We start from the raw sequence: 17,795 nt of genomic DNA on the forward strand, positions 1-17,795 counted from the left end.
AGATAGTAATAAGATTTATTATTTGGAGCACAAAAACTGTTGATTTAACAACTGATTTCGCTTGAAAGTTTATTTAGTAAAAAATCTAAGCCATTAATAATCAAAATACCAATTAAACAAGTCTGTTTTTATTCCAGCAGAAAACCAAGTTGTTGTTGAAGTTTTAGTAATTAAATCTTCTGTTGTTGGCTTATAATCCCTAAACATTAAATTAGCAAAAACTTTCATGTTTGAAGATGGATTCACAATATAACCAGCTTGAAAATCAGCAATAAATATAGTGGTTTTATTTCCTTGCCCAACTTCAACTCCTTTATCAAAAGGACGATTATCATCATAATTTAGATAAATATTTCCACCATAATTATTGATATTAACACCATCATTATAATCTAATCCTTGAATACCATAATTAATTTTAGCTTGGGCAAAATATCTTCCTTTATTGTATCTCGCAATAGCCACTAATTCACTTGCATTTGCTCCCCAATTATGACCCATACTTTGATTGTTGTGACCATAATTTGTAATTACATTGCTGTGTGCATAAACATAAGGCCTAATTCTATTGTATTCTAATTGCAATGTTAGATTGTCAACTCCAAAAGCATTATAATATTTGGCTCCTACTTGATAAGCAAATTTATTTCTCCAACTTTTATCTCTCGCTTTCACATCACCTATTGAAAATTCATCTAACAAAAATTGAGCATAAAAATTGATACTGTTATTGAATTTGTACTTAGTCGTTAAACCCAATAAAGCATTTCCTGCTCTTGAAGAAGAAGAAAATTCAACGGCTCTGTAAAAAATAATTGGATTCACAAAGTTTACATCAAAACCTCTATCGTTATCATTTCCCCAAACTACACTTTCAAAGAAACCTATATTCATTCGTTTTGAAACATTCCAACTCAAATAATGATTTGCCATAAACTTCGTTGTATATGTTCTGTCAATAGTAACTTCTGGACGAACATCTTTCAACCACATATATGTGTTTGTATATTTAATTTTCCAAAAAGTAGTGTTGATTTTGAAAAACGGATAAGGACTTGTTCCATCACCTTGAAGCAAAGAGCGATAACCATCACCAATAAAATTTCGACTATAACCCAATTGTAAATCTATAAATTTACTTGGAGTATATTTTATATTTGCTTCAGCCAAAGGAAAATCATAGGCATTTTCTTTGAACTGTTTTGCAATACCAATTCCAGGAATTATAGCAGGATTTCCACCAGAAGGTTTTAAACTATTAGCATATTCATTGTAATAATCTGCAAACAAACCTTGAGATTCATAGATTTGAGTAGAAAAACTTAATTGTTCTCCTAATTGTCCATTTACATTAACACCTCTTGTATTCACGTAAGTGTAATTTTCATCACTTCCAAAATCTTTTCCTACATTAAGATTTAAAATTGGATTTATGGTAAACCAATAACCTTCACCTTGAATTGCTACTAAATTTTCATTCCATAATTTTCTGCCCCACCACGATTTTTTGTCTTTTTTGATTTTTTCAAATTCTGAATCAAAGTCATAATATCTTGCAACTTCAGCATAAGAATATGGTTTTGAAGCTGTGTGATTGTTACTTCCTACAAGATTTAAATTTTGATCAAATAAGGCATAATTAGCATGTGTGAAAGGCAAATTATTATTTCCTTTGTAGATACTGTTTTTATATTCTTGAAGTTTGATATCTTCATATTCAGTTAATTCAGCAAATTTTTCCGTTTTTTTCTTTTTAACAATTGTTATTTTGTCGTTGTTAGCAATTACAAAAGTTGAATCCAGTGGAATTGGAATTGTAATAGCATATTTTGCAAACGTTTTTCTACCCTGATATGAAGCTGGTTTTACTTGTTCAAGCAAATCAAAAACACGTTTAGTTTCTGTTTTTAAGTCTTCAGAATAAGCTTCTGTGTAAAGAATTTTAAATTTTCCAACAGTATCCACTTCAAAAAGAGCATACACTTTTCCGTTATAACTATTCGCTGATTCAGGGATTTTAAAATTTGACAGAATATGTTGTTGTAAATTTTGATAAAAACAGTCTTTTTTACTTAAAGTCTGATTATTCTCGCAACTTTTAAATTCAGGAAAATCTTGATTATTATTTTGTTGTGAAAAGGAAATTTGAACAAAAAACAACAGAAAAAATATACTTTTATAATTCATTTTAATTTTTTTAATACTCATTTTTAGTTTCAAGTCCTTCAACAATAGCTTTTGCAGATGAAGTTCCAATACGTTTAACACCTAATTTTATCATTTCTATTGCTTCTTCATAATTTTTAACTCCACCAGCAGCTTTTACTGGCAAAGGAAATGAATTTTCTAACATTATTTGAATTGTATGTATTGTAGCTCCATTAGGAAGATTATTATCTGTCTTGTAAAAACCCGTAGAAGATTTCACAAAAACATTTTCATATTGATTTTCCTTAAAATTAGAAATTACAATATTCTTAATTAAAGCACATAATCCGATAATTTGAGAATCATTTAAAGCTGCTACTTCAATGATCCATTTTACGATTTTATTGTTTTGTAGCCCTAAAGATGTGCATTTTAAAACTTCATCTTTTACTACATTAAACTTACCATCTTTAAATGCTTCATAATTAACCACAAAATCCAGATCATCAGCACCATCATCAATGGCTTTTTGAGCTTCACTTAGTTTGTTTTCAAGGCTTTTTTGACCTAAAGGAAAATCGATTACTGTTCCAATAGCTACTTTAGAATTGGAATCTAAAATCATTTTTTTAGCCATAGAAACAATTTCTGGACGAATCATAATTAATTTAAATCCAAAGTCAATTGCCTCTTGGATTTTAATTATATTAACTTCATTGTTTTCATTTTCTGAAATGGAAGCCTGTTGAGCAGTTTTAAGATAAGTAGAGTCGAGAAATTGTCTGATATTCATAAAACCAAATACTAATTGGGTATAAAAATAAAAAAATCCCTTTTAAAAAAGGGACTTTAAAAATATTATTTATTAATCTTAAATGATATAGGGATAGTGTAGGTTACTTTAACATCTTTCTCACCTTGTCTTGCAGGAATAATTCTCGGTAATTTCTTAACTGCTTTTTCAACAGCTTGTCTCATATCATTAGTTGCTCTATTATTTTCTGGAATTTTTATTGAAGTAAAGTTTCCTTTTTCATCTACAATAAATTGAACAAAAACAGTTCCCTCCTTTTCATTTTTCAAATCTTTCTCTGGGTAAACTAAAGTTTTAAAAATTGCTTTTTGTAACTGTTCATCAAAACATGCCTTTTGGTTATCTTTTGAAACATTTAAACAATTAGGAAACCTTGGTAAAAACTCTACTACTACAAAAACTTCATCTTTAGAACCACCATTGCCTGAATTTGAATCTACTGGATTAATATTTGAATTATCAACTACAGTACTAACAGAAATATTTGAATCTTGATGTGCCGTTTCTTTTATAAGATCATCTTTAACCTCTTCTTTAGTTTCAACAAATTGATTAATAATTTTTGGCTGAATAACTGGCTTAACAATTGGCTTTGTAACAACCTGTTTTCTAGGTTCAGATTTTGCTTTTTCAATTACTCCAACAAATCTAAAAGGTTCATCGTCTGGCAATTCAATTCTGAATGAAGAAGTATCTTTAAAATTTTCTGTTTTAAAATTTAATTCTAAAACAAATAATACAGCCACCATAACAGCGATTAATCCTAGCTGAAAATAAATAAAACTATTTTTTGATTTATCAATCATTTTAACATTTGGTCTCATAATAATCTGTTTTAAAAGTTAATTAAATATTAATAAACAAAATATGTGCCAAAAAAAATCCCATTCTGATAGAATGGGATTTTCATTAAAATATATTAGTAAATACTATTGGTTTTCTAATTTAAATACAATTGGTTGAGCATAACTTACACCAACTGGTTTACCTCTTTGTTTACCTGGAGTAAATTTTGGTAATTTTTTGATGATTCTTTCTGCTTCATTTTCTAGAAGCTCACCACCTTTTTTATTAAGACCTTTCATTCTTAGGTTAGTTACATTTCCGTTTTTATCAATTACGAATAAAACTGTAATTCTCCCTTGAACTCCATCTTCACGAGCCTTTGAAGGATATTCAAAATATTTTTTAATATGTTTATTCATTTGTTCCATGAAACAATCTTTTTGCTGGCTTCTTGGTACTTTTTCACAACCTGGAAAAAGAGGAACATCTTCTAACACAGCAAAAGGGACATCTACATCTAAATCTTCAACACCTACATCAGCATTTCCAACTGCAGCAGCTTTAACAACTTTTACTTCTTGTTTTTCATTCGTTTCAGTTGTTTCGATTTTTTTATCTTCAATAACCACTTTATCCTCAACAATTTGAATGACTTCTGGTGCTGGTGGTGGTGGTGGTGGTGCTTTTTGCACTTGCATTGTTAAAGGAATAATTTCCTCATCGATAAAATTATCTACAATTTTAGGTTTTTCAACTATAATAACTGGATCTGGAGTTTTTACTTCAATAGCGATATAAGTCAAAACAGTAATTGCTGCCAATCCAATTTGGAAATACAATAAACTATTTCGTTTCGCATCAACGTTAGGATTCTTTTTTGGTTGCATGGTTTTTTTATTTTAGAGTACGAATATAAATAATAATTTTAATTTTTTTTAATTTTACTAGAAGAAATCCTTTTTATAAAGTACTTATTTAACATTACAGCGAAAAAAATACCAGCTGAGTTTGCTAATACATCATAAAAATCACCTTTTCTACTTTGTGTAAAACTATCTTGTAATACCTCAATAATTATGCCATAAAAAAAGGGTAAGACGATAACTATCAAATATTTATATTTTCTTTTATTCTTAATACTTTTCAACAACAAAGATGTCATTATAAAATAAAAAGAAAAATGAACTATTTTATCACTATTTTCAAAGGAAGTAATGGTTTGCTTTTCAAAACTAATCAAGCTAAGGATTGTAACAAAAACAATCCAAATCATTGTTAGTCCTTTATAAAACCTATGCCCCAACTAGTTCTTTATATTCATTGTTATCTAATAATTCTTCTAATTGAGAAGCGTCAGATATTTTAACCTTTATCATCCATCCTTCTCCATAAGGGTCACTGTTTACCTTTTCTGGTTCACTTTCAAGAGAGTCATTAAACTCAATTATCTCACCTGAAACAGGTAAAAATAAATCTGAAACCGTTTTAACAGCTTCAACAGTACCAAAAACTTCATCTTTATCTAAAGTTTGGTCTAAAGTTTCAACTTCAACATATACAATGTCACCTAATTCTTTTTGGGCAAATTCAGTAATCCCTACAGTTATTACATCACCGTCAATACTAACCCATTCGTGGTCTTTTGTGTATTTTAAATTTTCTGGAAAGTTCATTTGTTTTAAATTTTAAGCAAAAATAAATTTTTATAAATAATAATTTCGTTTTTTTTTAATTAATTTCCAAAATTATATCTCAATGTAAATCCTGCCCTAACTGTTGTAAGTGGAAATGCTGTAGAAATAACTGCTTTTGAAAATTGATGATCGTAATAGAATATAGCTGTAAAGTTTCTTGAAAACGAATAATCAGCTGTTAACTTAATTGACATTAAATTTTGACCACCAGACAATTGATTGTTATCATAATCCAAATATCTTACAATTGTTTCATTCTTTCTGATAGAAAAATCAGCTTTTAAATTAACATCACTTTTTATTACACCTGTTGGAGTATCAGCTAATTTTGAACTTATAGTAACATCTTTTATTCTATACCCAACTCCAAAGGTATATTCATTACCTTTTACTTCGGTTAAAAGATTATTGTCAAAACTCATGTTTAGTGTTCTATCTCGCTTAATTTCGGCAAGAATTTTTAATGAACTTTTAGTTTCAAAATCAAAACGAACTAATGGATTAAATTGTTCGGCTAAATTTACATTTGAAATAATCCTTTTTGCATAAATATTACCATTTTGATCTGTAACTTCAGGGTTTAGATTTGATCTAAATGCATTTATTCCATAACTTGCTCTATAACCGTGTTGAATTGAGAAACGTTTAAATTTATCTTTAAAGAATTTATAATTCATTAAACCTGTATATTTAACATTCCAGTTTGGCAGTGGTATTGATTTAAAATCATTAGTTGAAACTTTATTTGCACTTTGTCCAGAATAAGCTGCTAAAAAAGAAGGTAATAATACTTGCTGACTGTTTTTACCAAATCCATCAGGGTAACCATCACCATCAGAATCTTGAACATTCCCAGCACCATAATATTCTTCAGCTAAACGATTGGCAATAATAATTCTATTGTCTCTAAAATCTTGAAATGCCTTAGAAAAACCTTCACTACTTTCACTAAAAGCTGTTTTGATAAGAATAGTTGATATATTATAATTTCCGAAGTTATAAGGTGATCTTGGATTATAAACTCCATCAGAAACATCATATTGCTCAGAAAAATTTTCAGACAAAGTTCTATCAGCACTTAAATCAATTTTAAAATCTTTGAAAACTTCCATTTGAGCTGTAAAGTTCAATTGTCTGTTTTTTACTTGTGTAAAGTTTTGATTAAAATCTGGAAAATTCGTTAAATAACCATTTTTAGCTGCTTCATATCTTATATCCGATTGACTGCCTAAAACAAACCCAACGGTTGGTCTTGTGGTTCCAAAAAACCCAACACCTGGTAAAAATCCTGGTAAAACAGTTCCGTTATTTTCTGTATAGTTAACTTGAATATTTTTAACACTAGTGACAACATCTATCAATGCTTTTACAAATGGATTTTGATCACTTGTTCCAGTGCTTTTAGGTTTTGCAACTATTTTTTCTCCTGGTTTTGGAGGAGCAACAGGTTTAGCTTTTGGTGTTTTCTTAACTCCAATTCCTAACATTTTATAAAAAGCAGTCATATCAAGCGTAGTATTTAGCTTGTGAGAATTTGCATTTTGAATAGTGTTTCCTAATTGATAAACATCTCCTGCTTCTGTTTGAATTGATGAAAAAGCATTTGAAGAACGAGTCCAATTGTAATCTGAAGTATATGAATAATTTGATTTAACAAAACTTAAGAAAGGTAATTTATTGACAGGTAATTCATAGTTAACCACTAATTGTTGGTTGTGCTGGTTTGGTGTTCCTGCATCCCAAAAATCATCCCAAATGGAAAATGAATCAATTGGCAAATTATTTTCATCTAAATAGTTTCTGACAATATTATTTGAATTTGCATTATAAACAGCGGAAAGAGATTTTGTCAATTTATAATTAAAACCATAGTTATAATTAAAGAAAAAGTTTCTTCTGTATAATGGGTCTAATTCTATTCCTTGTACATCAATTTGTCTAAATTGTTGTTTGTTATATTGTCTTAGAATATTAGAGCTAAAAGCAATACTTGTAGGCAAAAAATTGAAATTAAAGTCTTGTAATGCTTTATAATAACTTCCTTTAGATAAAAATTTAGACTTCTTAAACGGTTCTATAGTAGATGGTTTGAACGAATAAGCATAATCAACTGTTGTTTTTACTTGTTTATCGGTTAAACTTTCTATTTCAAAATCATGATGCAAAGTTTCGTTATATGAATAAGAAAGTGTTAAGTTTTCTGGATCATAAATACGTTGTTTTTGATCTGGAGCTCTATCTTTTCTTACACCAATGAAGTTTATACTTTGTCGTTTTGTATAATCAATAGCTCTTTCTTCAATAGCATCCTTTTCATCTTGATTTTCAGTAATATCTATTAATTGTTGCAATTCAATATCTTGATAATAAGGATCATACTTTGGTGTGATTTTTTCTTCACCAACAGCATAATTAAAAGGTAAGTTAATTCCCCATTTTTTTGGAAGCAATTGTCCTAAATTGAAGTTAGTCACTAAATCATACTGTTTTACATCTTCTCTACTTCTTTCATTAGGTCCTTGTTCTAGTGAACCAAAACCTATTGTACTTAATCTTCCAGTTGTTGATATAGTTGCAAAATCAGCCATGTTTGCATCAATATTTGCCACAGCAGCATAACCACCTTTGTTATCCATTTCAGACATTCGCAATTCATTGAACCAAACTTCTCCTCTAATAGGCTGAGAACCGTTTTTGTTTTTAATTCCAATCATTAAAGTTCTCACTAACCCAAAGTTTGGATTCCCTTTAATTCCTAATGTTAATCTGCTTTCAGAAGAACCAATTAATTCATCTTCTTCTTCAACAAATACAATTCCGTTAACATCTGGAGCTGCTAAATCAGGGTTATTTGAAAGTGCTAAAATTTTTAATTTAGTTAATAGCGAAAGAGGTATATTAATTTCATTATCAACAGGCCAAACATCTTCAGGAGAAGCAGCTCCATGAGGAGTGACTTTAAGAGGCATTTCTATTTGATAGAAGTTTTGTGTAAAATCATTTCCAAAACGAATAAAAGCTACCATTTCATCTTCACCTAAAACATCAGGAGAACCATCATTTTTCAATAAGGCTTCAGCATGTAAAAACATACGCATTTTTTTAAATTGACGCATATCTACATTAACATTTTTGAAAACAGCTCTTGAATCTCCTACTTGTAATCCATCATTTGCATTTGTAGAAATTGGGTCATAGACTCTTAATGAGAGAGATTGTTCATTTTGGTTTATAATAGTATTGTTATTGTATAATTGCTCTCTATCAACTCCTGGAGGAGCAACATACTTAATTGGTGAGCGATTTCCATTTTCTTGAATATTCACAGACACTACATCAAAACCTGTATCATCATCTGTATTATCTAAAGGAGTAGGGTCTGTAGAACCATCATCTAAAGAGGAATTAAACCTTCTCCATTCTCCTCTAACCAAATCTAAAGCTCCGAAACGTAAAGTTACATTTTCAGTAAAACCTGTCAAATACATTCTCATAAATCGAACAGATAATAAATCTGAAATTGAACCTACAGCATTATCCGGAATTGCTAATTCTTGAATTGGGATTTTATATTGTAACCATCTTGATTTACCTGAGCCACCATCTGGTAAATCAATATCTGTAACTTCTCTAACATCAACAACATAGTTTGAACCTACTTGTTGATTTGGCACCATATTAACCTCAAACTTATAATACGCATTTATAGTATTCATGGTATTATCTCTATTGATATCTTCTACATCAGGAAAAGTTGTGCTTCCTCTATTGGTATCTGAAACGTTTACAGGTGAATTACCTTGAGTTCCATTATAATTTTTATATCGATCTAAAACTCCACCTGTTGCATTAAGATAAAATTGATAATTATCTGCTGCTGGATCTGGATTTCCTGCAAAACCAGCAAACTTTGCTGCTTCTTCAGCATCAGAAAGACCATTTAATCCTAAATCTTGAACAGCTCTGTTTGCTTCATTAGTATCAAATGCATAAATTAAAGATTGTGAAGCTGATATTTTACCCCAATTGGTTGAAGTCGTTGCACTAACTGCTCCAGCTTCTGGCAAACCATTCTCATATGATTTTCTTCCATCGTTAAGAACGTCTTCTGATATTTCTCCTAGATTAAAAACTAATTTTCCTTCATTTGCAACATTGACAGGTTGTCCTTGCACATCATAATAAGGATCTAATACCCAAAATTGCAAATATTCAACATTAGACTGTACAAAATTTGTTGAATTAATACTTCTCATAATTCCACCCCAATTATCTTGTTCAGTGCCAGTAGGAAAAGTATTGTTTGTAGCATTTGGATTAAAATTATAAGGTCCACGTTCCTTTGGAAAATAAGACAAATCTAATGTTGAAACAACTTGGGTTTGTCCTTGTGCAATATCTGTTTGTGGATATAATTCTCTACTAAAAATTCTTCTGGTATTATTTGTTGATAAATCTGCATTTGAAATTCCTGCAGGAGCTTGTGTGTAAAAAACAGGATCAATTGAATACCATGACATTTTTGCTCTTTTAAATCCAATGGATATATCATCAACAGCTGGTTCATTCTCAGTTGGGTTATTATCAAAATTATCTTCTAGAGGCACACTTGCTAAACTCCAAGCAGAAGCTGAACGCATATCAATAGTTGTTTGTGAACCTTCAAAATCATCTATATAAACTGTTGACTCTCCGTTAAAATTTGAAGTTTTAGATGCTCCAGGTTTTAAAAAGGCTACTTCACCTCTAAAAGATAAATTTGAAGGAACATCAGTATCAATATTTGGTAATTTATTAGCTAATCTTGTTAAAAAAGGAACTTCAGTAGCATAATTGGCATTTAGTCCAAAAATTGTATTGTTTACTGCATCTTGACCATAATCTGCTTTTTGGGTAAATGGTCTTTCAGACATGTTTAAAATTGTACCACCAATTAAGAAATTTTCATTGAATTTATGCTCTACATTTAATCCCCAAAAACGTCTTGTTTGTTGGCCGAAAACAGCGTTGTTTTCCAATGAAACTTGAATTGGTGTATTTGAAGCCAATATTGAAGTATCAGTAATATAAACTCGACCTAATTGATAATTTACTGTATAATCTATACCTTCAACTAAAACTCTACCTCCAGCAGTAACAACAACAGAGCCTTGAGGCACATTAAATGCACCTATTGGAATTCCATCCCCAGAAGTTGATTTATATCTACCTCTTAATTGAAATTTATTTTTTTCACTGTCTTGAAGAGCTTGAGCTTGTGTTTTTTCATATAAGTTCTTGAAGACATATTTTTCTTGATTTGAATTGTAACTAAGTTCTACATTATAATCTTCTGTGCCTACTTTTAATTTGTCAAAAAGCAATTTACCAAATGGCTCTACATTTGTAAAAATAATTCTTCCATATTGAGCATCAACCGTAATTCCAGGAATAAAATCAAAAAAACCGTCACCTCCTTGTTGAGGGTCATTTGTGTAATTTAATTTATCTAAATTAAAAACCTTAATTAATGGAGTTTCAGCTACATCTGCTGGCAATGGAGTTGAGCCAACTTGCTGAATGTAATTTAATGGAGAAGGATCTGTGTATAAAATATTAAATTTAAAATCTTCACTTTCTAGTTGATATCCACCTGGAATTTGATAAATATTTTTCATCATTAAGTTCCATACTGGTTTATCTACATTTATCAAAGTTCCTTTCAACATCTTTAAAATCAAACTTTGAGAGGAAGGTGTAGCAATACCAGTTGAATTATCTACTTGAGTTGCATCAACTCCATCTGTACCAAATTCACCAACTTGATATACTTGATCTCCAATTGTATATTGGTATGAAACGGCTAAAACTTCATCATTTGACAGCCTTTGGTTTAATGAAATATAACCTAATTGAGGATGAAATGTGAATTCGTTTGCAGTAAGCTTCCTTGCATTTTCTAATTTTACATAATCTTGACCTTCTGTAACTCCAACATTAAAACCATTTCCTGCAGTGGCAATATCTCTAATTCCAGAGTTTAATAAAGATCCTGCTCCTCCAATGTTTGTAGGATCAAATTTATTATTACCATTATCCGATGGCCTGTCTGGGTTAGACAATGGGAAGTTAAAGAAATTTGCCGGAATTGTATTTAAACCTATAATTTCAGAATTAGGAATTCCATTTATTTGAGCCTCTCCTAAATCCTGAAGACCTATGATGTTTCTTAAATTGTTATCTTGAGTATTAATTCGGTTTTGTCTGTTTGTTATCCAAACTTCTATTCGAGTAATTTGAATTCTACTATCGATGTAAGGATAATTTCTTAAAGCTTTGTCATAGTTGTTTCTAAAATATTGCGATAAAAAATAGTGTCTGTCATTATCATATTCTTGGGCAAATAAACTAAAATCTTGAATTGTGGCACCACCTTCAGCATTAACTGTCTTAGTTTGTGATTTTTGTTCAGAGAAAACTCCAGTTACTGTTGTTTTTCCAAACTGCAATTGTGCTTTTACCCCAAATAAACTTTGGGCTCCACGAATAAGTGTACTGTTAATTGGTAAACTAACATTACCCACTTCAATTTTCTGAATAATATCATCCTCAGTTGGAGTATATTCTAATTTAATTAAGTTTTGAAAAGCAAAAGTAGATTGTGTATCATAGTTTACGTTTACATTTAAACGTGTTCCTACTTTACCTTGCAAGCCCATACTGATTCTTTGATTGAAATCGAAAGTGAAGTTTTTTCTATTTCTAGGAGAAAGAGCTGGATTATCTTGTTTTGTAAAACGCATCCCTAAATCCATTTCAACAGAACCTGTTGGCTTTACATCAATAGTATTTCCACCAAAAATCGTTTCAAATAATTTTGAATTGACATAATACCTGGGCAATAAATCTCTTTTAGCTTCTTCAGAACCTTCTTTTTTACCTTCAACAGCACTTAATTTTTGCTTGTAATATTCACGCATTGATTCTCTTAAAACCAATTCTTCATATTGTTGTGGAGTAAGAATTATTGGGTAATTGATATTAAAACCATCAAAAGTATTGGTGTAAATATATCTATCAGTCACTGGATCGTAACTGTAGGCTTCTAAAATACTACTTGGATTAGCCAAACCTAAACTTCCTTGGCTATACCCTGTTTTTGTAGAATCAATTTCAACGTCTTGAGCAAACGCAAAAGGAGCAATCAGTGTTATAAAAACTGTTGCTACAAACTTAAATAAGTTATACAATAAATTATTCTTTTCCAAGTAATTATAAGTTTTTTAATGCTTGTTTGATGATGTTTTCAACAGATGTATTAGGGTTTTCATTAATGATTTTGTCAATCATTTTCTCTGCATTTTTTCTAACAAATCCTAAAACCTCCAAAGCTGATAACGCTTCTTCTTTATTTGTATTGTAATTAGATGTTGAAACTTCATCTAAACTGTATATTTTTAACACTTTATCTTTTAAATCCAAAATAACTCTTTGAGCTGTTTTTGCACCAATTCCTTTTATGGATTGTACTGTAGCCACATCATTTGAAGCAATTGCTTGTATAATGTTTGTTGGTGAAAGTGAAGACAACATAGTTCGAGCAATATTAGCTCCAATTCCAGAAACTGAAATTAATAGTTTAAACAATTCTCTTTCTTGTTTTTCTACAAAACCATATAAACTATGCGAATCTTCTTTAACTTGTAAGAAAGTATAAAGTTTTAGGTTTTCTGAGTCTGGTAATAATGAAAAAGTATGCAAAGAAATATTAATATGATAACCTACTCCACTGCAATCTATTACAACTTCTGTAGGTGTTTTTTCAACTAATTTTCCTTGAATGTGTGTTATCATTATGACAAACTATTTATTGACTTTAATTTTTTTAATCTTTCGTTCTTTTTCTTGAGCATCTACAACAGCTACTGCTGCCATATTAACCATTTCTTCTACACTTGCACCTAATTGAAAAATATGTACAGGTTTATCTAATCCCATCATAATTGGACCAATTGAATCTGCTTTATTTAATTCTTTGAGCATTTTGTAGGTAATATTTGCAGCGTCTAAATTAGGGTAAATTAACGTATTTACTTTTTTATTTACTAATTTAGAAAAAGGAAATTTACTTTTTAACATTTCTGAGTTTAATGCAAAATCTGTTTGTATTTCTCCATCAACAATTAAATCTGGATAATATTTATGTAAATAATCCACTGCTTCTCTAATTTTTTTAGAACTTTCATTGTGTGAAGAACCAAAATTTGAAAACGAAACCATTGCAATTACTGGTTCCATACCAAACATTCTAACCGTTTTTGCAGTCATTAGTGCAATTTTGGCCAAATCTTCAGCTGAAGGGTTTACGTTAATTGCTGTATCTGACAAAAATATTGGTCCACGAGAGGTCATCATCATATTTGTTGTAGCTATTCTCGTAACTCCTGGTCCTTTGTCAATTAATTCCATGATTGGTTTCACTACAGAAGGATAACTTCTTGAATAACCTGTAACCATTGCATCAGCTTCACCTTCATTTACCATCATAGCAGCAAAATAGTTTCGCTCACGCATCCATTTTTCAGCATCTAATAATGTAATTCCTCTTCTTTGGCGCGTCTTCCAAAATGTTTTAGCGTATTTGTGTCTTCTTTCATCTTCTTCATTAGTTTTTGGATCAATGATTGTAATATCACCCTCAAAACCTATTTCCAACATTAGTTCTTGAATAATTTCTTTATTTCCTAACAAAATAGGATTACCTATTCCTTCTTCTAAAACAATTTGAGCTGCTTTTAAAACATCTAAATGATCTGCTTCAGCAAATATTATTCTTTTAGGGTTTGTTTTTGCTCTATTTATTAAAAGTCTTATCATTTTATTATCAGAACCCAAACGCTCTAATAATTCTTCTTCATATTTTTCCCAATCTGTTATTTCAACTTGAGCCACACCTGAATCCATAGCTGCTTTTGCCACAGCTGGTGCAACTACTGCAATTAATCTTGGATCAAAAGGCTTTGGAATAATATAATCTCTTCCAAAATTTAATTTTGTTTCACCATAAGCAATATTCACTTGTTCAGGAACAGGAGTTTTTGCTAATTCTGCTAAAGCTTTAACAGCTGCCATTTTCATAGCTTCGTTAATTTTGGTAGCTCTTACGTCTAAAGCACCCCTGAAAATATAAGGAAAACCAAGTACATTATTAACTTGATTAGGATGATCAGAACGACCAGTTGCCATTATGATGTCTTCACGAGTATTGATTGCTAAATTGTAATCAATTTCAGGAATAGGATTTGCCATTGCAAAAACAATTGGATTTGCATTCATGGTTAACAGCATTTCAGAAGTTAAAATATTACCTGCTGAAAGTCCTAAAAAAACATCTGCTCCAACTAAAGAATCTGCTAGAGTTGTTCCTTTTTTTCCGTATGAATATCTCTTTTGTAATTCTGATAAATCGTTTCTATCTGATGATAAAACACCATCCTTATCAAACATTATTATGTTTTCTAATTTAATTCCTAGAAGTACATATAAATTTGCACAAGCTAGAGCAGCAGAACCAGCTCCAGAAACTACAACTTTTACATCTTCAATTTTTTTATCTGCTAGTTCTAATGCATTTAATAAAGCAGCTGAAGAAATTATAGCTGTTCCATGTTGGTCATCATGCATTACAGGAATGTTTAATTCTTCTACCAGTCGTCTTTCAATCTCAAACGATTCTGGTGCTTTTATATCTTCCAGGTTTATTCCTCCAAAAGTTGGAGCTATATTTTTGACAGTTGCAATAAATTCTTCAATATCCTTTGTTCCAACTTCAATATCAAAAACATCTATATCAGAAAAAATTTTAAACAACAAAGCTTTCCCTTCCATAACTGGCTTAGAAGCCTCTGGACCAATATCTCCAAGCCCTAAAACAGCTGTTCCATTTGAAATAACAGCTACTAAATTTCCTTTTGCGGTATATTTATAAACGTTGTTTACATCTTTAGCAATTTCCAAACAAGGTTCTGCAACTCCGGGTGAGTATGCTAACGACAAATCTCTTTGTGAAGCATATTTTTTTGTTGGAACAACCTGAATCTTTCCAGGTGTAGGTTTTGCATGGTATAATAAGGCTTCTCTTCGTTTTGTATCTTTGTGCATATAACAGATTATATATGAACCTACAAAGTTAAAATAAGGATTGAAAGAAAAAAATTTTAATGAAGTTCTTTTGACTAAAAAATCTTATCTCAATAATGAAAAATGACCTCTAACAATTCTACCGTTATTAAGTTCAATTGTATACCAATAATCATCAGCTGGTAAAGGACGATTATTATAAATTCCGTTCCAACCTGGACTTAAAGGATTTATTTGAGCTAAAAATTTTCCATAACGATCAAAAATTCTAATTACAGTTTTTGCATTTAATTTAGCATCAACTCCTTTAATGTTCCAAAAATCATTGAAACTATCACCATTTGGTGTAAAAAATTTAGGAGCACCTAAAACATTAATATCATTTTCAGCAATTCCACAGCCATTTATATCTTTAACATAAACTGTATAAATCCCTGGCAGAACATCATTAAAGGTATTAGAAATTTGAAAATTAAGATTATCTAAGCTGTACAAGTAATTTCCATTTCCATTAGCAACAATAACTAAAATATTGTTATCTGTTAAATCATAAACCTCTACATCATCAATTGTGGCAATATTAGATTCTTTAACTACTATCAATCTAGTACTTTCACAATTATTTGAATTAGTTACTTTTACTGTATAATTTCCTGCTTCATTAATTTGTAAATTATAAGAAGTGGCTCCAGAAATAATATCATTGTTTAAAAACCATTGATAGGTAAAACTAGCAATTTGACTAGAATTATTTAAACCTGCATCTATAGTAGCAAAATAATTTGGCAGATTTTTACATACAAACTTTTCGTTTCCTACTAACTCTACATCAGGCAACGATATAACATTAAAAGGAATAATTCCCGTAGTGAAACAATTTGTATCGTTAGTATTTATAACTTTAACAGAAATATTTTGAGTTGATGTTTTAAAAGGATTAGGTAATGGACTGCTTAATTGCACATTGTTTTCATCATAATATTCCACTACTATTCCTGTTTGACCATTCAATATCGTTGATTGAAAAGTTGATGTATCAAAATTAGCAAATTCTGCTTGTAGATGAGGATCATTTTGATTACACAAAGTAACTAAATTTGAAGGTAAGGCAAAAAACTGTGGTTTGTTATTTATAATAAATTCAATTGTTGTATTAAAAGAACAAGGGTTTCCTGTATTACTCGTCAACGTTACATTTATAGTTTGCTCAGTAGTTGTAAAAGGACTTGGTAATGGACTTGGCAAAGGATTGTTGTTTTCATCTGTATAAGACAAATCAAAACCTGTTAATCCATTTAATAAATCAGATTCTAAGTTTGCAGTATCAAAAGTAAACATACCATCTGGTGTATCATCACAACCTACAATTTGAAAGGGTTGAATGCTATTAAAGACCACTTCAATTGGCATTACAATGAAGCAAGAAGAATTTGTATTTGTAATTCTGACAAAATAAGTTCCTTGAGAAACATTATTTAACCCAATTAACTCATTTGTATTTAACGATGCATTTTGATTAGAGTCAAAATAAGAAATTGTGTAACCAGTAATGCTTCCAAGATATGAAGCGGTTAAATTAGAAAAATCATATGGCTCTATATTATCTGCACCATCATCACACAAAACAACATCATCAAAATCATTGAAATTTTGCATTGCAAAAGGATTAGCAATTGTAGCAGTTCCGTTCCAATTTAATGTAAAAGAAGAATTCCCAACAGGTCTGTCAATTACAATAAAATAACTCTCACCAGCCAAAACGTCTAATTGTTTCACAAAACTATCTCCATCTGCACCAGGTCCTTCTGTAGTATCTGTGGAACTTGTATTCATTCCTGTATGATTATTTTGTTGATTTATTGCAGCTGGATTTGTTGTGGAACATCTTATTGGAGTTCCTAAATTATTACAAGCCAAATCTGGTCCAAAAACCCAAAAATCATAATCTTCAGTAATATTTGTAGTACTTGGAATTAATTCAAAACCAAGAGTTCCTGCTTGTTCAATAGTTACGCGAATCCAAAACGAATTATTTTCTTGACTACTACAAGACATTGGAATAATCTCTTGAATTCCAGCACCTGACACATTGTATGAAACACTTTGGTTATCACAGGCTTGAATATAATTTACACAGTCATTTGGTAAATTTTGACCAAATAAAAAGCTATGAAAAAAAATTAAGGCTAAAGATGATAAAATATGTTTCATTGTAAATCTAATTGAATTTACAA

General features: G+C 30.2%; 10 protein-coding genes. All 10 read right to left on the reverse strand.

Going from position 1 to position 17,795, the window contains the following annotated elements; all coding sequences use genetic code 11:
• Positions 1-93: 93 nt before the first annotated feature.
• The 10 genes from ACFO3U_RS04665 to ACFO3U_RS04710 all read right to left on the reverse strand — a co-directional run bounded on the left by ACFO3U_RS04665 (position 94) and on the right by ACFO3U_RS04710 (position 17,772).
• Positions 94-2,208, reverse strand: coding sequence for a gliding motility protein RemB (locus ACFO3U_RS04665; protein WP_379738576.1), 2,115 nt, complete (start codon positions 2,206-2,208; stop codon positions 94-96).
• Positions 2,198-2,941: a deoxyribose-phosphate aldolase gene (gene deoC / locus ACFO3U_RS04670; RefSeq protein WP_379738577.1), complete on the reverse strand. Its 744-nt coding sequence runs from the start codon at positions 2,939-2,941 to the stop codon at positions 2,198-2,200. The genes ACFO3U_RS04665 and deoC overlap by 11 nt, the downstream gene beginning before the upstream one ends.
• A 65-nt stretch (positions 2,942-3,006) precedes the next feature.
• Positions 3,007-3,786: a TonB family protein gene (locus ACFO3U_RS04675; protein WP_379738578.1), complete on the reverse strand. Its 780-nt coding sequence runs from the start codon at positions 3,784-3,786 to the stop codon at positions 3,007-3,009.
• Positions 3,787-3,891: 105 nt separating this feature from the next.
• The gene (locus ACFO3U_RS04680) at positions 3,892-4,635 is read right to left on the reverse strand and encodes an energy transducer TonB (protein WP_379738579.1); all 744 of its coding nucleotides are present in this window, start codon (positions 4,633-4,635) and stop codon (positions 3,892-3,894) included.
• A gap of 38 nt (positions 4,636-4,673) precedes the next feature.
• Positions 4,674-5,021 carry a VanZ family protein gene (locus ACFO3U_RS04685; protein ID WP_379738580.1) on the reverse strand — a complete coding sequence of 116 codons (348 nt, stop codon included), beginning with the start codon at positions 5,019-5,021 and terminating at the stop codon, positions 4,674-4,676.
• 19 nt (positions 5,022-5,040) lie between these two features.
• Positions 5,041-5,421, reverse strand: coding sequence for a glycine cleavage system protein GcvH (gene gcvH / locus ACFO3U_RS04690; protein WP_379738581.1), 381 nt, complete (start codon positions 5,419-5,421; stop codon positions 5,041-5,043).
• Between the two features lie 59 nt (positions 5,422-5,480).
• Positions 5,481-12,635 (reverse strand): T9SS outer membrane translocon Sov/SprA, encoded by a 7,155-nt coding sequence (gene sov, locus ACFO3U_RS04695; protein ID WP_465254189.1) that lies wholly within the window; start codon positions 12,633-12,635, stop codon positions 5,481-5,483.
• 58 nt (positions 12,636-12,693) lie between these two features.
• Complete coding sequence (ruvA, locus tag ACFO3U_RS04700; protein ID WP_379738583.1) at positions 12,694-13,275, reverse strand: Holliday junction branch migration protein RuvA; 582 nt, start codon at positions 13,273-13,275, stop codon at positions 12,694-12,696.
• Between the two features lie 9 nt (positions 13,276-13,284).
• The gene (locus ACFO3U_RS04705) at positions 13,285-15,582 is read right to left on the reverse strand and encodes an NADP-dependent malic enzyme (protein WP_379738584.1); all 2,298 of its coding nucleotides are present in this window, start codon (positions 15,580-15,582) and stop codon (positions 13,285-13,287) included.
• A gap of 84 nt (positions 15,583-15,666) precedes the next feature.
• Positions 15,667-17,772, reverse strand: a complete 2,106-nt coding sequence (locus ACFO3U_RS04710; RefSeq protein ID WP_379738585.1) for a T9SS type B sorting domain-containing protein — start codon at positions 17,770-17,772, stop codon at positions 15,667-15,669.
• Between the last annotated feature and the right edge of the window lie 23 nt (positions 17,773-17,795).

The organism is Flavobacterium ponti, assembly GCF_042652765.1.
Taxonomy (GTDB): Bacteria; Bacteroidota; Bacteroidia; order Flavobacteriales; family Flavobacteriaceae; genus Flavobacterium; species Flavobacterium ponti.